Below are 18,602 nucleotides of genomic sequence, written 5' to 3' on the forward strand. Positions count from 1 at the left end.
GCCTCATGGTTGTCATCGCCTCAGCACCATGAATAATGTAGGAAATTTCATAAATTATAAATCCGCTATTATATTTGCTTACAGTATTCTCAAAAAATAAGCGAGAATAACACAAATACATCACCATTTGTATTAATTGACTGAAAATATGGGAGCGAGATTTGTCAAAAATTCTAACGTCCAAATCCTAACTGTAAAATCCCTGCCGGTGAGGGAAGTCCTCAAAAATATTGCTGAACAACTAGGCGGGACTGTTCAAGAAGACTGTGAGATTTTTTCTTATACCATTCCAAATGAGTATGGCTCAGGAAACATCATGGGAGCAAATTTTCCTCAGGGTCTCGGCTGGATACAGTATATGTGTAAGTTCAAAAGAGATACCACTATAAACTTTACCGTAGATGAGATTCACCCTCTCAAAATGATCTACAACTTAGGTGACTCTGTACTGCATACCTTTGCTGATAGTGAAGAAAAACACGACATGCAACGGTATGAAAATCTAATTGTAGCGAGCAGTAATTTCAATGGTCATGTCCTCAAATTCCAGGCAAATCAACAAATCAAGCTCAACAGCGTTGAGATAAGTCGCAGTCTTTTCAATAAGTACTGGTCTTGTAATTTAAGTGACCTAGATTCTAAATTATTGAAGGCAATTCTAGATATTGAAGCAAGTGAAGAGCACTTGATGAAAGGACCCTATAGCTTGAGAGTCGCGCAAGTTTTTAGAACTATTGAAAGTTTTGACTACGGCAGTTTTATAAAAAAAATGTTCCTAGCGTCTAAAAGTTTTGAGATCGTCGCACAACAATTACTTGACTTTTCAACGGAGAGCTCGGGCCTCTCTAGCGAAGAAACAGAGTCTCTTGAGACGCTGAGGGAGATTGAGCATTTATTGGAAAACAATCTAAGCAGTTATGTGACAGTAAAAGCACTGGCTCAAAAACTCAACATCACAGAAAACAAACTGCAAAAAATTTTTAAGGACAATACGGGCTCTACAGGAAACGAGTACATCAAAAACAAGCGCATGGGAGCGATAACAGATCTTGTTGAAAATAGTGACCTTTCCATTTCAGAAATTGCTAAACTGGTGGGCATAGACAGTACGAGTTATCTAAGCAAAATTTTTAAGGAGCAATACGGTATAAGTCCCAAAGAATACCGAGATCAGATGAAAAAGGCCAGAGCTTAACTTTCAGGTGATGATGGATTGAATCTCGCTTTCGCGAAAGCGAACTACAAAAAAATCATCCCGTCATAGAGTCTTAATTCTACCCATTCAAAAGATCATTCTTTTTAAAGTCGATCCCTTTTCTAATCAGGAATGCGTGGTAAGAACTAGGTATATCATGAGTACATTTAGGTAAAATCAAAGTGATCAAAATACGATCTATGTGAGAGATAAGTCCCATGAAAATGGCCAGCTGGAAAGGGAAACCGGCATAATTAAAGCCTATTGATGATGTAATAGCTATTAGCAAGGAAATTCCCCACAACTTAGATAAGAAGGCATGAGTACAGGTTTCTCTTTTAAACTTGATAAAACTGATGAGGTAACATACAATTTCCATCGCGAGGATTGCATAAATAGGAATAGCATTTTCTGCTATCAATTTAGGGTATAAAAACCATGTCGCAAACCCTATCGATAGCCAAAAAACCATATCTACTTGACTATCCATTCTCCTTAATCGAGCTGAGCTGATATTTTGTTTACGAGCAATTATACCGTCCAAAATATCTGAGACCAGCCCCATATACATCAGGCTGAGAATGATTTGAGTGTGATACTCCACTTTGTAATAGGCTAGGGCTAAAATCACAGGAGCGCATAACAGTCTGAATAAGATAAGTAGTTGAGGTACTCGTAGCATGATTTTTAATTTAGAAATTAGTTCCATAGGATATGGTCAGGCTCAAGGCTTGATTTCCTATAGTGCTTATAAACGGCTTGAAAAGATTGTACGGCGTGTAGAGATAGTTGATTTCTACTCCTATAAAATTGTATTAGAGAAGACGGGTTTTAAAACCTATACCTGCTTTAAAAAATGGAGTCGCCGTACCGTAGTAATGATCATTTGAATCATCACAATTATCTGCGCTTTCTTTTTTACGGTCTGTTTCAAGAACACTCAACCCAGTTCCCGCCCGCAGTTCAAAAAGACTGTTTGGACTCAAGATATAAACGCGATTGAGAGTAGCGCCAAAGTTTAAACTTAATGAATTGATTCTACCGCTTATTACTCCTTCTTCTCCGTCAATTAAAACTGTCTTGCGAGATTGTGGGATGAAAAACATCAACTGTGGATCTAGTCTGAATTTATCCGTAAGTTCTATCCCACCGATCAGGCCGAAGCTAGGACTAGGGTCGATAGTCTCTGCAAACTTTCCTAAGGGTATGTACAGCCCAGTTTCTAATCTTAGGTTGGGACCTAGTTTTGTGATTTCTGGAATGGTATGCTGACCAGAAACTAAATACCCGAGAAATAGCGTGAATAAAGTTGTGATTCTCATCGGGTAAGTTTTAAGTCATAGGTAGAACCTATACGATTATAACCTAGGGTAGAAGAATAGTCTCTCCACCCACTAAAAAGAATTATGAGAAATCCACCACCGACAATTTCTGCGTCTTCCACAAAAAGCTGATTGTCTATGGTCAAACCTATTCTAACTTTACTGTGCTCCAGGCTACCTAGAATATATGGAAGTTCAAAAACATGAACTTCATGTTTCTTGAAATGAAAAGTACCGTTCTTTTTAAGCTTTCCTGCGATGGATTTAGTGAAGAGAATACTATCGTTCTCTATCAGTGAACAGTTTATTGATTTCTCATCTATATCAAAAATTTTGAAGCTATATCGTGCCGTGCTATCAATCTGAACATTCTTAAAGTTGAATGCAGAATGGAGTCTTTGGTAGGGTTTCTCGTTTTTTGAAAATATGACGATGCTGTCCTTATAATACCTACGATTAGGTATGATCTCATATATTCCCTCGAGTTTTTTCAGGTCATTCTGTTCCAGTTTTTGATGGTATTTTTTATTACGCTTGCGCGAGTAGCTTGCACAGCTATTCAATAAAAAAAGAAGGCTTGCGAGTATTAAAAGTTGTTTCATGTTATTCTGATTTGACACCTCAAAGAAATCACGAAAAACACAAATTAAATACTTGAATTACGCTGAAAATTAAATAGTTTTTGCGAAATTCACAAAATGAATAATATCTTATTTGCTAAAATTGCTCAGCGACTACCACAAAATCAATCGTTGAATGAGACCATTGCAAATACTCTAAATGTCAGTTATGATGCTGCCCACCGTCGAACTAGCGGTAAAAGCAAACTTTCACTGGAGGAGGCGGTAAGGTTGGCGGAGGCTTTTAATCTTTCTCTGGATGAACTCAAGAATTGTGGTCAGGAGCTTGTTGCCGTTCAGAAGACAGCGATGATCACCACGGCAAAGGATTTGGAGCATTATTTCCAGCAGTCAGCTGAATCTGTGAAGAAACTCGCACAACAGAAAGATTGCAGGTTGTATTACTCGGCTAAGGATATTCCCATTTTCTATTTGCTGGATGGGCGGGAGCTGACCCGATTTAAAATTTATGTATGGCTGAAATTGCTGGCAAACGATTGGGACGCGGTCCATTTTGAGAATTTCAATCTGCCCCTCGACACTTTCAAGGCCGCTGTAAAACTGGGAGAAGTGTATCGAGATATTCCTAAAACGGAAATCTGGGGCACGACTACCTTTAACAGTACCCTCAAACAAATCCATTTTTATTTTGAGGCAGGCCAGCTGAATTCTGAAACAGCGTTGGCCATTTGTGGCGAACTTTCAGAATTACTCGATCAACTTAAATCAAACGCTCGAGCAGACAATAAAGACTTTTCTATTTACCACAACGAACTTCTATTAATGAACAATACGGTCTTTATAGAAAGTGCAAATCGTAACGCGTTCTACGTCCCATTCACTTTCCTATCCTACTTCCTAGCCACCGATGAGTTGACTTGCCGTCAAGCACAAATATCTATTAACAAGCAGCTTTCCAAATCTGTGTCATTGAATACTGCTGGTGACAGGGTGAGAAATCAGTTTTTTGACAAAATAAAAAAGCGCATCCTGGCACTGGAGAGTTTGATCAGAGCTCAAGATACGCTTGATTTTGAGTGAGAAGTTGATAAACTAATTCTTGCTTATAAAATTAAGAACGGTTTATTCTTTAGCTTGAACTATTTCTTCTTCTTCTTTTAGCTTTACATTTTTCCGATTATCGTTAGACTTTCGGTCGATAAGTTTATTATAAGGATCTACACCGGCTTCAACTGGTTCTTCATCAACTATAATCCTAAAATTATTTTCTATATCTGATATTTTAAACTTGCGCAAACTGAGCACCTTATTTTCTCCCGTCTCCTCATCTTCTTTTCCAAAAACCCCCACTTCGATATAATCAGCTAGAGGTAATGAGACTAACGTATCTTTTTTCTGCACCAGCAACAGGCTATCCCCAGCTTCTCCGGCGTAGCGTTTTTTGCCCTTACTATCCGTTCGGTACTTACGTACAATAGCTTCAAGAGAGACGGAATACTTTCCATCGTCGATTTTTTGATAGGTTGCATTCTCAACGCTATTATCGTAAAGCGTGATCGTTTCAAACATATCTTTTATTAGATATTGAAGCGAGTCTGGAGTTGCCGCTCTCAGATCCTCAACAAATTCTATTGAAGTTGGATAAGGTGCCCCTTTGAACTGATATTTCTCCGCAAACCGTTTCGCAACGCCATTAAAAACATTCTCACCTATGTAATCACTCATTGCATATAAAACAACAGAGCCTTTTCTGTAATGTATGTAAGGCTGATTCTCATTGTACATGAGTGGATTCTCTTTGATACGTTCATTACTGCGACCAGAAAGATATTGATCAAGAGCATCTTTTAAAAAGACACGCATCTGGTTTTTTCCATATACTTTTTCAAGAACCTTGAGAGAACTGTACTCAGACATGCTTTCAGAAAGCAACGTAGCCCCCTTTGCATTTGCTCCTATAACTTGATGCGCCCACCACTGGTGTGCCAATTCGTGTGCGGTGATGGCGAGTGAATAGTCTACAGCTTCATCATCCTCATCGTCGACATCAGCTATGAATCCAACTCCCTCGCTAAAGGGGATCGTATTTGCAAATGCCTGGGCGAAACTTCCAAAATCCTTAGGGAACTCAATAATGCGAGCCTGCCTGTGCTGGTAGGGGGTATAATTAGTTCCATAATAATCCAGTCCCTCCCTTAAACCTATCATCATGCGATCCAGATTATAGGTGTGGTCGGGATGGTGGTAGATCTCTAGGTTAACCCCATTATGCACTTCTTTCTTCACATCGTAGCGGCCACTCATGAAAGAGTAAAAATTGAGCATCTTACTGTCCATTTTATAGTGGAAATATTTACGGCCGTCTTCTTCCCATTCTCTGATAAGGTATCCCGGCGCGATAGCGATCTGGTCCAGGCTGGTACTCATGGTAGCCTCAAAGTCTATCCAGTCACTGGAGCCGCCTATGTAATTATCATCCCGTACACCCACTGCCAGTGGGCTCGGCATTCGATCCTTTTGGGGTAGGTCATACTTGTCTCGTAGTTTAGGGTCTCTAATTTCAAAAGCATCACTGTAACCTATAGATGGGAAAATAGAATTGTTTAAGAATGTCCCATTTTGATTTACTGGAGAGTTGTTATCCAGAAATTTATTAGGCTTGTTGTGCATGTCAAATTCAAAAATGAGGGTGTCGCCGGGCATCATAGCTTGCTCAAAAGCATACATGCGATAATCGTAGTCCTCATTTTCATAAACCACCTCACTATCTCGATCCATCGTAATCTCGATAGGGTAATTGTTAAGGTTTACATGCAACGTATCTATCGCAACATCAGTCAGGTTGACCATCGTGTAGGTCGCGCCAGCTTTAAAATTACGCTCATCTGTGAAAAGATCCATATAGGTTTTTACAGCGACTATGCGCGGTTGAGGCGCATCGGCAAATCGTCCCAGCTCACGTTCTGCATTTACACGTAGTTCCTCGCGTTCCTTGCCGGTAAGGCGCTCATTATCTACATTGTTGATCTTCCAGATGAATCCACCTAGAGAAAGGAACAGTACCAGACAAGTGCCAGCTGTAATGAGTGGGGTTGGTGTTGTTCTCGCTTTCGCGAAAGCGAAACGTTCCATAACACCTTTCCCCATTCCTCGACGATAAAAAGCCAGTGCGATACAAAGCAACACGATACCGAAGAGGATCCAATAAACCCTATAGGTGTAATAAGCTGTGAGCGCAGCACCGTATCCATCAAAGTCTGAGGCACTGGGCTCGATAATGGAGTTAAAATCATAGATCGCTTGGGTCACGCCTATAGCACCAGTCAGTAAAGGGACGGCGATACCTATGATTAGTAGCACGGCCAGTCCTAGCCATTTATTCTTGATTAGAGTATGAATTAACAGTGCCATAAAGATCCACGGTACGTATTTCCAAGTGTTGACAAGGTATCCCTGAAAGAGGTAAAGATCAATCTGGTAATCGTAAAAAGAGCTGATGGTCTGGAATCCGATCCCACAACAGATAAGCAGTGTTTGCATCACAGCAACCATGATAATTAACGCGAACAATTTTGAGATGAGAAACACCCAGTTTTTGGTAGGCGTAACGTCTACAATTTGATGGATGTGAGCGGCTCGAGCTCGATCCATCAGAAAGCCGGAATATAAAAAAATGAGTAGGTAGGTAAACAAGAGTATGTAAACGGAACCCTGCGCACTCATCATAACCCAGGTTTTAGGTAAGATAGCAGTACCGAAAATTAATCCCGAGTTAAACATGATTACCAGCGTCAACACCATAGACAAAAAGCCAATGATGATGAATGGCCATCCCAGAATTATATAGCGTACATCACTTTTAGTTAGGGTCCATAGAGCACTGAGCTGTCCTCGTAAGGAAAAATCTGTTTTAACCTTAGGTAGCACCACGCTCTGTATCCCACTGAAGTTCTCTTTGAATAGGCTTTTTGATTTTTTCTTCTTGAATAGGCTTATTGCGTTTTGAGCGAAATTGAAACGCCATATGACTAACGCAAGAATAAGGATTGAGATCGTGCCCCAAACCACGCGATTCCATAATACCATACCGCTGAACGGCAGCATGCGCTCATTTTGTTCTGCTGGTGTCCAGTACTCAATACTCTCTGAAATTGCGATGTTACCTAAGGGGTCTGCTAGAGATAGCCAGAAAGGATCATCTACCTGATCTGCATAAGAGGTCGTCACCAGTTGAATAATGATCAAAGTAAGCACCGTCATAAAGCCGATATTCATGTTGCGTGTAAATACGGTTATCGCAAACACGATCGCACTGTAAAAAATCAGATTGGGAACCGTGATTAGTACAAAGGGCTGTAAGTAATTCCACAACTTGAATGGACCAAAAAGTTCCGGGTTGTGGCCTGGTAGGTACCCACCTATGAGTAAACCCAAAATGAGCGCTAGAATCATTAAAATGTTTACGCTGAGTCCAGCGGTAAATTTGGCTAGCAGGTACTCAGTTTTTTTAATTGGGTATGAGTAAAGGACATTGTGCATGTTGTTTTTAAAATCCCTATGAATAGTTGATCCAGTAAAAGTTGGTATCATGAGATAGCAAAACAACGCAAGCTGTGCTATACGTCCAGAAATGGTATAGGCGCTATTGAGGTAAGAATTACTAGTGACGGTTACGTTATTGCTGTCAAAAACGCCTGCGGCTACTGCCATAACCAATCCCCCAAGTAAAAAGAAAATACTTAAAAAAACGTAGAAAATGGGTTTCTTGAGCCAAGTCTTGAACTCATGAGAAAATATAGTTGTGAACATGTATTAGGCGATTTGTAGGTTTTCTACTGGCTCATTTCGGTTAAGCGTGGTAAAGTAAACGTCCTCAAGCGTTGCAGGCGTAGGTTGAAAGCCTGAGCCGGGAATCTCATCTCCATAAACGCGCACGATGAGGTTGTTATCCTCATTATAGCTGGAGGAAATCACATCGTATTGGGACTGAATGTCCTCGGCTTGCTCGCGACTAACGGTTATAGACCATACCTTGTTCTCTAGGATCTTGACCATTTGTTTTGGGGTACTCTGCGATAGAATCTTACCACCATTTAAGATCGCCATGTCTGTACAAAGTTCCTTTACATCGTCTACGATGTGGGTGGAGAAAATCACGATATGGTTAGTCCCTATTTCCCTGAGAACGTTGAGAAAACGGTGGCGTTCTGCGGGATCAAGACCAGCGGTAGGTTCATCCACGATGATCAGTTTAGGGTTGTTCAAGAGTAATTGAGCAATGCCAAATCGTTGTTTCATCCCTCCAGAATAACCGGCTACGTGTTTGTTGCGCACCTCGCTCAAATTTGTCACTTCAAGTGCCTTGTCCACGATGGCATTACGGTCAGATTTTTTGCTGATCCCTTTGAGGCTGGCAAAATAATGCAAGAGGTCGTGTGCACTCATTTTAGGATATACCCCAAACTCTTGCGGTAAATATCCCAAGGTCTTACGGAATTCAATCTTATCATTAAGCACATCGATATCGTTGAAATGAATGCTCCCTGAATCTGGAGCTTGTAAGGTGGCAATGGTTCTCATAAGTGAGGATTTTCCGGCACCGTTAGGTCCTAGCAGTCCAAACATTCCTGCTTTTATATCAATGGTAACATCGTCCAAGGCTTTTACACCGTTAGGGTAGGTCTTGGACACGTTGTTGAGGCTTAAGATCATGATTGTATTGTATTTTGAGTGTTAGTGATTAATAAGACTGAAATGTTACAGATTCTTATAGATTTGTGAAATAGGTTAATTTACCATCGTGCTCGTTGTCCTTTTTTATTTTCTTACTTGCATTCTTTTGTCTTACGGACATGGGCTTTTGTGGAAGCGATTACTCCAAGTGCAGCGCATTGAATTTACCTTGATTTGTTTCTTGGGTTTGTTTGGGATTCAAGTGGTTTCCACGGTCTGGAGTTTTTTCTATGACTTGTCCCTGGTGTGGAGTATTTTTCTAATTCTCACAGCGCTTTCTGGTTATACTATCAGACTTGTAAATGGCTCGAGTGAAACATTTTTCTTAAGTCAATACTTAGCTTTCTCAAAAACCATCTTTTCTACCATTCCAATAGTGATATTCGCTTTGGTAGGTTTGAGTATTGCCTATGTGAGTTCTGGAGCTCCTTATTTTATAGATAATGACAGTTACTATATTCAGACGATAAAGTGGCTGGATGAGTACGGTCTGGTGAAAGGCTTATCTAATTTACATCCCTTTCTATCTCAGCAAAGCGGGTTTCACATTCTGCAATCTGCGCTTAATTTTGATTACTTCTATAGCAGGTTTAACGATCTGTCGGGAGTTTACTTACTGTTGGGATTTCTTTGGAGTTTGAGCGGTTCTAGAGATTGGAATCCGTCTGAAGTATATCGCAAAAGTTTTGCGGTGCTTTTCGGTTTGGGATATTTGTTTGCCTCTGCGCCTAGTCCAGATCTGCCAGTTTTTGTGCTGACTTACATCGTGATTTATTATTTCTTGAGATTGTACGATAAGTATGATCGTCACCTATGGTCCTTGCTGACGTGTCTCATTCTCCAAGTGATTTTATTCAAGGTAATCGCTGCGTTGTTGATTTTATTACCTGTGATACTCATCGCAAGATCTAAATTTTGGAAAAGCAAATCGGTTGTAGTAGCGATTTCCTTAGGATTACTTTTTGCGATTTTTTACATCGCAAAATCCTATGTAGTTTCCGGTCTACCTCTGTATCCGCTTACTGCGTGGTCACCACTAGAACCTGATTGGCAATGGCCGCAAGAATTGGCAGACTTGTACACAAAACTTACCGAGAGCCAGAGCTATGGTGTCTATTATAAAAACTTATCAGATCTAAGCTTCTGGGGTAAATTTCAATTATGGGTCAATCATGCAGGAATGGAAGGTTGGTTCAACAAACTGACGCTTTTCTGCTTGATTTTACAGGTTCTCGCTCTATTTCTGCCACGCATTCCTGGAAAAATAAAATGGATACTTAGCATTTGTCTATTGCAAAGTGCGATTCTATTTTTAACGGCGCCACAATTCCGGTTTTTTGCTGGAATTTTAATTCCGAGTACGTTGCTCGGTATTATTCATTGTGTAAAGCCCCATAGATGGGTAGTAGTTTCAACAGTTTCTACAGCGATTATCGCTGGATTTGTATTTGCGGTTTTAGGTACTCTGAGAAACCCATTTACGGATAATGCATTGATGAGAAATGATACAGTAGAAACTAGCCACTTTGTTTCTCCCTTACCAAATGCTCGTAAAGAAGTGGATGGAGTGTTACGCTTTCGCGATCCCGATAGCTATCGGGACGGACTAAAACACCACCATGCAGAAAATGAAGATTTTATCTTTGCCACCTACGACCTCCCGTTACCAGCCGCTCAAACAGAACTCCTAGACTGGATCGAAAATGAATATAATATCAAGGTCGTTCAAAGATCAGAGGATTTGAAAGATGGTTTTAAGGTTATTTATATAAATAGGTAACTAAATGTTGCTGTCGATTGGGTTTTCCTCATCTTCAAATCCCATTCGGGCTTTGAGAGCCTCAGCCCTCGAGAATTGGCTGGTGAGTCCTGAGGTTCTCAAAGGGCGGGTCTAAATAATCTATCACAGATCATCGACATACTCAAAACCCTGCTCGCCTTTGCGTAGTTGCACTTTGTCAAAAAATTGATGGATGTTCTTTTTATCGGCTTTGACTTTCACAAAATAATTGTCTTTATAAACGCTGTATTCTTGAGCGCGACCCTTGTAAATGGTGAGTTTGTAGAATGGAATGGGCAATGCATAGGTTTCCAAAAGAGAACGGAATCGCACGATGATTCCCTTTTCTCTAATCTCAATGTTGCAGGTGTTCGCATTTATGTCCAGAACCATCAAATTGTGGATATGAATGCTGGAGGCGGTAATGTACAGTTTAGGCGATCCAGAACCCTTGAGTTTCCAGCGCTCCCGTAAAGTCAACTGATTGCCTACGAGCTCTTTGATCTCACGATCAATTTTACGGTCGTTATAGGAAACATTGTAAAGCATACCCTAAAATTAATGTTTAAGTAGGTTTGTTGCTCATTTACTTTCATAAGGTGGGGTTAATATATTCAAATGCAGAATTGTGAACAAAGAGATTCTATGTTTCAACTTCCCAGCTCCAAAACGTAGAATTTAAGTTGCCAGTTTTCCTAATCTACTATTCTGAATTCGTATTCTGAATTCTTAATTGGTAACTATCTTTGCCGATTAAATTTTTAGTCATGGAATTGTTGCAGCAACTGGAGAAAGAAACGATCAAAGCCGTAAAAAAAATCTATGATGTGGAGCTTCCAAATGTGGAGATTTCGCAAACCAGAAAAGATCAAAATGGCGATTACACGATCATGGTTTTTCCCATGCTGCGTCATATCAAGGGCAATCCAGCGGCAATAGGTCAAGCGATAGGAGAGGAGATTCAAAACACAACAAATTTGCTATCTAGCATTGAAGTGATAAAAGGTTTTCTCAATGTAACGATCAGTCATCAAACGATTCTCAGTGATTTCGACACTATTCTGGATGATGCATCTTATGGTTTCAAGGCTGTAGACGCTGATCAGGCTGGAGTAATGGTGGAATACAGTTCGCCGAACACTAACAAACCCCTTCACCTAGGTCATGTACGTAACAATCTCCTAGGCTATAGTGTCGCTCAAATTATTGAAGCTACTGGTCGCGAGGTCAATAAAACGCAGATCATCAACGATCGTGGAATTCATATTTGCAAATCCATGGTGGCTTGGCAGAAATTTGGCGAAGGTGCCTCTCCAGAGTCTGCGGGTAAAAAGGGCGATAAGTTGGTAGGTGACTATTACGTAAAGTTCGATCAAGAGTACAAGAAACAAATCAACGAGTTAGTTCAAAATGGAACCGAGAAAAGCGTAGCGGAAAAACAAGCTCCGATTTTTGTTGAAGCTCAAGAAACACTCAGAAAATGGGAGCAAAACGACCCAGAAACCGTTGGGCTCTGGAAAAAAATGAATGGATGGGTGTACGAAGGCTTTGATGTGACTTATAAAAACCTAGGAGTCGATTTTGACAGTCTTTATTATGAAAGCGACACGTATTTGCTTGGTAAACACATCATTGCTGATGGGCTAGACAGAGGTGTTTTTGAGAAAGATCCTGATGGCTCGGTTTGGATAGATCTTACTGATGAAGGACTTGATCGCAAGCTTGTTTTACGTAGCGATGGGACTGCAGTTTACATGACTCAAGACATTGGGACAGCAATACAACGAGTGAAGGATCACCACATTGATTCTATGGTTTATACTGTAGGGAATGAACAAGATTATCACTTTAAAGTATTGTTTCTGATTCTCAAGAAACTGGGCTACGAATGGGCAGAAAACCTATACCACCTAAGTTATGGTATGGTTGAGTTGCCTTCTGGAAAAATGAAATCCCGAGAAGGAACTGTGGTAGATGCAGATGATTTGATGGAAGAAATGACCGAGACCGCTAAAAAGATTGCGCAAGAGCAAGGTAAGTTAGATGGTCTCGATGATGATGAGAAAGAACGACTTTACAAAATGATTGGATTGGGTGCTTTGAAGTACTTTATGCTTAAAGTAGACCCCAAGAAGAACATGATGTTCAACCCAGAAGAATCGGTCGATTTTCAAGGGAATACTGGGCCGTTTATTCAATACACCCACGCGAGGATCAAATCCATTCTCAAAAAATCTGGTTTTGATGATGGGAGTCTAAACGCCAGCACAGAAATTGAAATTACTGATAAGGATACATCTGTGATCAAGCAACTTCAAGCTTTTCCAGAAGTGGTTCAAAATGCCGCCGATAAATACAGTCCGGCGCTGATTGCCAATTACGTTTACGACCTCGTGAAAGAATTCAACAGTTTCTACCAGAATGTTCCTAAGATTGTAGAAGAAGAAAACTCAGATTTGAAAAAATTCAGGTTGCTCCTTTGCTACAAAACGGCTGAAGTGGTGAAATCGGCTTGTGGCCTGCTGGGTATTGAGGTGCCGGAGCAGATGTAGAATTATTTTCTGGTAATTGATATTTTTGGATTCTGCTTTGTATGTAAAACAGCGAGTATTATTATTTTGTTTTCAAATTTTTTATGCTGATAGTAAATAGCATAGGGAAATCTTTCGGTTAATCGCAACCTGACCTTTCTGTAACGTTTTTGAAAAAGCAACGGATTTTCAGAAATCAGATCCATCTGGAGGTTGATTTCTTGTAAAAAATCCAATTTTTAGAGCTTCATTGATTTTTCCATACCAATCCAACGCTTCCTGAATATCTTCAAAAGCTTCTGGAAGTAATTTAACTTTTAGCCTCAAGCAAATTTAGTTTTCACCTCTTCCCAATCTAATAGTTGCGTCGATCCGCCATTCAATTTTGACAAACGTTCATCCAAAATAGCTTTATGTTCTACGCTTACGGAAAAAGTTTGATAAACTGCAGAGTGTTCGCTTAAGATATTTTCAATTTTGCCTAAAACTTTTTCATCCTTTATAGACTTGAGTTGATTGATTAATCGCGTTCTCCGTTCTTCTAGATTCATGTCATCAATTTACAAATTTTCTTGCTCACCCAGATGAATCATCGCAAAAACTGCGTAGTTGATCATGTCTTGATAATTGGCATCAAGGCCTTCAGAAACTAATGTTTTACCATCGTTATCTTCAATTTGCTTCACACGCAGCAGCTTTTGAAGAATTAGGTCGGTAAGCGAACTCACGCGCATTTCTCTCCAGGCCTCGCCATAATCATGATTTTTGTCGAGCATGAGTTGCTTGGTATTGGCAACTTCGAGATCATAATGATCTAGGGCAACTTCAAGATTCATGTCAGGTTGATCTACAACACCATGCTGCAATTGGATCAAAGCCATGATGCTGTAATTGATAATTCCTATGAACTCACTTTCTTGTCCTTCATCCACTCGAGTTTCTGACAGCGTTTGTAAACTACGTATACGTTGCGCCTTTATAAAGATTTGATCAGTAAGTGATGGTAGTCTCAAAATGCGCCAGGCACTTCCGTAATCTTTCATTTTTTTGAAAAATAGCTCACGACAGCGAGCGATCACAGCGTCATATTGCTCTACGGTATTGGACATGTGCGGTCTAATTTTGCGTAAATTTCGGTTTTCTTGATCAAATACACCGCATGATGAGCTCGCTTAATATTAACGGTAAACTTCTGGATCTGCAAATCCCTGTCGTGATGGGAATTATTAATTGTACCCCAGACTCCTTTTATGATGGAGGAGCAACCTTGACGGTGGACCATGCTTTGCGTCAAACAGAAAAAATGATCCATGAAGGAGCAAAAATTATTGATGTAGGCGGTTATAGCAGTAGACCCGACGGGCAGGATATTTCGGTAGAGGAAGAAAAAAGTCGCGTTCTTCCCGTTATTGAAGCCATTGCAAAACGGTTTGAAGTAGGGCTGAGTTGTGATAGCTTTCGCGAAAGCGTAATAACACAAGCCCTATCCCACGGTGCAAACATCGTGAATGACATAAGCGCTGGTAAACTGGACGAGGAGATGCTGGAAACGGTGGGAAGCGCTCAAGTACCTTATATCATGATGCACATGAGGGGAACGCCTCAGACCATGAAATCTTTGACCAATTATGAAAATCTCATCACCGATATCAATCTGTACTTCTCTAAACGTATCGCGGCCGCTCGGTCTCATGGAATCAATGATATTGTGATCGATGCTGGTTTTGGGTTTGCAAAAACGGTAGAACAAAATTATGAATTACTCAAAAAAATGAATCTGCTTAAAGCTCATGACGTTCCCATTCTCGCAGGCTTGTCCAGAAAATCCATGATATATAAGACGCTTGGGATTGAGGCAAAAGATGCGCTGAATGGAACCACCGCGCTTCATATGGTGGCACTTCAAAAGGGTGCTTCTATATTAAGAGTTCATGATGTGAAAGAAGCGGTGGAGACCATTCAGCTTTTTCAGGCTCTTCAAAAATATGCCTAAATGCCAATGTAGTGGCCAGTATTTCTTAGAAATACGGCATTGTTTTTAAGTTTATTTTTAGATTTGAATTTACCCTATGGAGCTTCCCTCGTTTAGAATTTATGATCTGATTGATATTGTACTGTTTGCGGTGCTGATCTACTATTTATATCGATTGGTAAAGGGAACTGCGGCAATCAATATCTTTATAGGGATCGTGATCATCTATTTGTTTTATGAGGTGACACTTTTCCTTGAAATGGAAATGCTTTCTAAAGCTTTGGGAACTTTTACGGGAGCTGGAGTATTTGCCCTAATCGTAGTTTTTCAACAAGAGATACGCCGATTTCTCCTCATGCTGGGATCCACTAATTTTACGTCTCGCAGAAAGCTGCTTAACCAACTCAAGTTTTTTAAAAACGAAAGTGAAACGGACGACAAAGTAGTAGACGAAATAGTCAAAGCCTGCAAAAAAATGAGCGCCACTAAAACGGGTGCTCTTATAGGAATCAAACGTGATAATTCGCTGGATTTTGTAAAAAGTACGGGAGATGCGATGGATATTAAAGTCAATGCTCCCATCATTCAGAGTATTTTTTATAAAAACAGTACACTGCACGACGGTGCTCTGATCATAGAAGGAGATAGGATTACTGCCACAAGAGTGATTTTACCGGTCTCAGAAAATCGTGAAATTCCCCAGCGTTTTGGGTTGCGCCACAGGGCAGCTGTAGGTCTTACAGAACGCAGCGGCGCCATTGCCGTGATCGTGAGTGAGGAAACCGGACAGATATCTCTGGTTCACGACGGTGCTTTTGAAGGCTACACAGACACTGAACAACTTGCTACCAAAATCAAAAAACTGCTGGAATAATGGAAAGGGAATGCAAGAATTGTGGTCAAGTCCTGTATGCTCAGCATGATTTTTGTTTTCGTTGTGGTGCAAAATGGATTGAGAAGCGCATCACTATGAAGAATGTCGCACACGACTTCAGCGATATGTATCTGGGACTCGACACTAAGTTTGTCCATACCTTTTTTGACCTTTTCCGTAAACCCGAAATGGTAATTAATGGATATATCCATGGTCGCCGTACCTATTATATGGACGCCATCCGATATACTTTGCTGGCAATTTTTGTTTCAGGTATCAATGTTTTTGTGATGAAAAATTCGGGTGCGCTGGATAGTTTGATGAATGATCTTTATTCTGGTGAGATTTATAGAGAGATTTATTCAGAAAAGCAATTGGAATTTCAAAAAAGTTTCCAAAGCAAATTTATGGACTATCAGGGATTCTTTATTCTGTTGACAATTCCGTTATTGGCTCTTGCTGCACGGATCACTTTTTGGGGAAAGAAATACTATAATTATACGGAGCAGGTGGTGTTCTATTTGTACACCTATGCCCACATGACCATTGCAACAACACCCATTACCATTTTTTTACTGTATGTCAACGTGGAATTATTTCTTTGGTGGAGCACATTGGTATTCCCTGCGCAACTCTTATTTAACGCCCTTTGCTATAAGCGATGTTTTAATCTAAGTTTAGGCGCGACAGTCCTGAAAACACTTGTGGGTCTAATGGTTTTTACAATTCTACTAGTTTTAATTGCTCTAATAACTTTACTTGTGATTGCGCTGGTAACGATTATAGCGATAAAGTATTTTAACGTAGATCCAGAGGTGGTCAAACAAAGTTTTGGTGCAGGCTAAGCCACCTCCTGCTGTGCAAATTGCACCTCGTACAGGTTGCGGTAGTAGCCATTCTCCTTTTCAAGCAACTCAGAGTGGTTGCCCATTTCCACGATCTGACCGGCATCCATCACGATGATCTTATCGGCTTTTTTGATAGTAGCTAGGCGGTGTGCGATGATGATGGAGGTTCTTCCTTTAGTAATGATTTCTGTCGCTTCTTGAATCAGTTGCTCGCTGTGCGCATCTATGGAGCTGGTCGCCTCATCGAGAATCAGAATACTTGGATTTGAAACGTAAGCTCGCAAGAAGGCAATAAGCTGGCGCTGTCCAGAGCTGAGCATCACACCACGCTCTTTTACATTATAGTCGTATCCGTTTGGCAGGCTGGAGATAAAATCATGAACTCCTATTTTTTTTGCTGCTATAATTACATCTTCTTTTGAGATGGTTTCATCTTGAAGTGTGATGTTGTTAAGAATAGTATCTGCAAAGAGGAAAACATCTTGTAGCACCACCGCTATTTGTGATCGTAGGGAGTGAAGTTGGTACGCTTTCGCGGAAGCGGAATCAATCAAAATATCTCCACCGTTAATCTCATAAAACCTAGAAAGAAGATTGATAATAGTCGATTTTCCAGCACCGGTCGCACCCACAATCGCAACAGTTTCTCCCGCATTTACTTTGAAGCTAAGGTTTTTTAAGACCAATTCATCCTCAACGTAGCCGAAGTCAACATTCTTAAACTCAATCTCACCCTTAAGATCAGCTGCGATTTTTTCTCCTTGATCTTCAATTTGGGAATCGGTATCGAGAATGGTGAACACACGATTAGCGGCAACCATACCCATTTGAAGCGTATTGAATTTATCGGCGATCTGGCGCAGTGGTCTGAAAAGCTTCTGAGACAAATCGATAAACATGACTATCGTTCCTATTTCCACCATGCTGACCTCAGCACCTATATTCATGATCACACCTATGTACACGATGAGACCTATGGTGATACTGGACGCCATTTCAGCAATGGGGAAGAAGATGGAGTTGTACCAGACCGTTTTAACCCAAGCGTTGCGGTGCTTGTCATTAATTTCTTTGAAGCGCTGGTACTCTATCTTCTCCCGATTGAAAATTTGCACGATTTTCATGCCCGTGACACGCTCTTGTACAAAGCTGTTAAGGTTAGAAACCTGATTGCGCACATCTTCAAAAGCTTTTTTCATAGCCTTCTGGAACACTCGGGTCGCATACAAAATAAACGGCATCACGATGAGAGCGATAAGCGTCAATCTCCAGCTGTTGAAAGCCATGAAGCCCAGCACCACTATCATTTTAAGCAGGTCAGAAATGATCACAAATAATCCTTGTGAAAAAATACTTGCGATTGTTTCTATGTCACTTACAGCACGCGTGACCAATTTCCCCACCGCACTCTTGTCAAAATACTTCATCTTGAAGCCTAGCATGTGGTCAAAAAGCTTCAATCGCAGATCACGGATTACTTGTTGCCCGAGCCAGTTGGCATAATAGATAAAGCTCAATTGAAGCAGCACATCTGCGATCAAAACAGCGACCATAAGCCCGATTACCGTCATGAAACCCTGAAACTCTCGCGGTATTATATGGTCATCGATCGCCACCTTAATCAAATAAGGCATTCCTATCGCGACAACTGCGGTAAGGATCGCGCTAAGTGCCACGAAATAGAAAGTCCCTCGATACGGTTTAGTAAAGGAGATTAACCTCTTAAATAGGCGGGTGTCAAATGCATTTCCCGTGGTAGATGCCAT

18 protein-coding genes are annotated in these 18,602 nt (G+C 40.6%); 7 read left to right on the forward strand and 11 right to left on the reverse strand.

The annotated features are described in order from the left end of the window. Positions 1–148 precede the first annotated feature (148 nt). Positions 149–1,195, forward strand: coding sequence for a helix-turn-helix domain-containing protein (locus tag BST97_RS14695; protein WP_085767945.1), 1,047 nt, complete (start codon positions 149–151; stop codon positions 1,193–1,195). Positions 1,196–1,274: 79 nt separating this feature from the next. Here BST97_RS14695 and BST97_RS14700 read toward each other — a convergent pair whose 3' ends face one another. The 3 genes from BST97_RS14700 to BST97_RS14710 all read right to left on the reverse strand — a co-directional run bounded on the left by BST97_RS14700 (position 1,275) and on the right by BST97_RS14710 (position 3,119). After that, a complete protein-coding gene (locus tag BST97_RS14700) occupies positions 1,275–1,877 on the reverse strand; it encodes a CDP-alcohol phosphatidyltransferase family protein (RefSeq protein ID WP_085768276.1) in 603 nt (200 codons plus the stop codon). Positions 1,878–2,010: 133 nt separating this feature from the next. Next, on the reverse strand, positions 2,011–2,517 hold the full coding sequence (locus BST97_RS14705) for a hypothetical protein (RefSeq protein WP_085767946.1): 507 nt from the start codon (positions 2,515–2,517) through the stop codon (positions 2,011–2,013). Continuing rightward, positions 2,514–3,119 carry a hypothetical protein gene (locus tag BST97_RS14710; protein WP_085767947.1) on the reverse strand — a complete coding sequence of 202 codons (606 nt, stop codon included), beginning with the start codon at positions 3,117–3,119 and terminating at the stop codon, positions 2,514–2,516. Before BST97_RS14710 ends, BST97_RS14705 begins: the two co-directional genes overlap by 4 nt. A gap of 96 nt (positions 3,120–3,215) precedes the next feature. On the opposite strand from BST97_RS14710, the gene BST97_RS14715 reads away from it, so the two are divergent. Next, complete coding sequence (locus tag BST97_RS14715; RefSeq protein WP_085767948.1) at positions 3,216–4,178, forward strand: helix-turn-helix domain-containing protein; 963 nt, start codon at positions 3,216–3,218, stop codon at positions 4,176–4,178. A 42-nt stretch (positions 4,179–4,220) separates the two neighbouring features. Here the strand turns inward: BST97_RS14715 and BST97_RS14720 are convergent, their stop codons facing one another. Both BST97_RS14720 and BST97_RS14725 read right to left on the reverse strand, forming a co-directional pair. Continuing rightward, on the reverse strand, positions 4,221–7,907 hold the full coding sequence (locus BST97_RS14720; RefSeq protein WP_085767949.1) for a M1 family aminopeptidase: 3,687 nt from the start codon (positions 7,905–7,907) through the stop codon (positions 4,221–4,223). A gap of 3 nt (positions 7,908–7,910) precedes the next feature. Beyond that, complete coding sequence (locus BST97_RS14725; RefSeq protein WP_085767950.1) at positions 7,911–8,810, reverse strand: ABC transporter ATP-binding protein; 900 nt, start codon at positions 8,808–8,810, stop codon at positions 7,911–7,913. Between the two features lie 88 nt (positions 8,811–8,898). Here BST97_RS14725 and BST97_RS14730 point away from each other — a divergent pair, with 88 nt between their 5' ends. Next, entirely contained in the window at positions 8,899–10,611 is a 1,713-nt protein-coding gene (locus BST97_RS14730) for an LIC_10190 family membrane protein (RefSeq protein ID WP_407668578.1), read from the forward strand. Positions 10,612–10,734: 123 nt separating this feature from the next. Here the strand turns inward: BST97_RS14730 and BST97_RS14735 are convergent, their stop codons facing one another. Beyond that, positions 10,735–11,160 carry a hypothetical protein gene (locus BST97_RS14735; protein ID WP_085767952.1) on the reverse strand — a complete coding sequence of 142 codons (426 nt, stop codon included), beginning with the start codon at positions 11,158–11,160 and terminating at the stop codon, positions 10,735–10,737. A 218-nt stretch (positions 11,161–11,378) separates the two neighbouring features. Here BST97_RS14735 and argS point away from each other — a divergent pair, with 218 nt between their 5' ends. Then, a complete protein-coding gene (argS, locus tag BST97_RS14740; protein ID WP_085767953.1) occupies positions 11,379–13,163 on the forward strand; it encodes an arginine--tRNA ligase in 1,785 nt (594 codons plus the stop codon). A 2-nt stretch (positions 13,164–13,165) separates the two neighbouring features. Here the strand turns inward: argS and BST97_RS16195 are convergent, their stop codons facing one another. The 4 genes from BST97_RS16195 to BST97_RS14755 are packed head-to-tail and all read right to left on the reverse strand — an operon-like array spanning position 13,166 to position 14,251. Beyond that, positions 13,166–13,348: a type II toxin-antitoxin system RelE/ParE family toxin gene (locus BST97_RS16195; RefSeq protein ID WP_245833593.1), complete on the reverse strand. Its 183-nt coding sequence runs from the start codon at positions 13,346–13,348 to the stop codon at positions 13,166–13,168. Then, a complete protein-coding gene (locus BST97_RS16200) occupies positions 13,332–13,469 on the reverse strand; it encodes a hypothetical protein (RefSeq protein WP_245833594.1) in 138 nt (45 codons plus the stop codon). Before BST97_RS16200 ends, BST97_RS16195 begins: the two co-directional genes overlap by 17 nt. Continuing rightward, on the reverse strand, positions 13,466–13,693 hold the full coding sequence (locus BST97_RS14750; RefSeq protein WP_085767954.1) for an addiction module protein: 228 nt from the start codon (positions 13,691–13,693) through the stop codon (positions 13,466–13,468). Before BST97_RS14750 ends, BST97_RS16200 begins: the two co-directional genes overlap by 4 nt. A 9-nt stretch (positions 13,694–13,702) precedes the next feature. Beyond that, complete coding sequence (locus BST97_RS14755) at positions 13,703–14,251, reverse strand: DUF1599 domain-containing protein (protein ID WP_085767955.1); 549 nt, start codon at positions 14,249–14,251, stop codon at positions 13,703–13,705. A gap of 53 nt (positions 14,252–14,304) precedes the next feature. Here BST97_RS14755 and folP point away from each other — a divergent pair, with 53 nt between their 5' ends. From folP to BST97_RS14770, 3 genes are all read left to right on the forward strand, one after another. After that, on the forward strand, positions 14,305–15,135 hold the full coding sequence (gene folP / locus BST97_RS14760) for a dihydropteroate synthase (protein ID WP_085768277.1): 831 nt from the start codon (positions 14,305–14,307) through the stop codon (positions 15,133–15,135). A 76-nt stretch (positions 15,136–15,211) separates the two neighbouring features. Beyond that, positions 15,212–15,988 carry a diadenylate cyclase CdaA gene (gene cdaA, locus BST97_RS14765; RefSeq protein ID WP_085767956.1) on the forward strand — a complete coding sequence of 259 codons (777 nt, stop codon included), beginning with the start codon at positions 15,212–15,214 and terminating at the stop codon, positions 15,986–15,988. Positions 15,989–16,083: 95 nt separating this feature from the next. Beyond that, entirely contained in the window at positions 16,084–16,833 is a 750-nt protein-coding gene (locus BST97_RS14770; protein WP_245833596.1) for a DUF3667 domain-containing protein, read from the forward strand. On the opposite strand, the gene BST97_RS14775 is transcribed toward BST97_RS14770, so the two are convergent. Continuing rightward, complete coding sequence (locus BST97_RS14775; protein WP_085767958.1) at positions 16,830–18,602, reverse strand: ABC transporter ATP-binding protein; 1,773 nt, start codon at positions 18,600–18,602, stop codon at positions 16,830–16,832. The two genes, BST97_RS14770 and BST97_RS14775, sit on opposite strands and share 4 nt — an antisense overlap.

The sequence above is a fragment of the Nonlabens spongiae genome (assembly GCF_002117125.1).
Classification (GTDB): domain Bacteria; phylum Bacteroidota; class Bacteroidia; order Flavobacteriales; family Flavobacteriaceae; genus Nonlabens; species Nonlabens spongiae.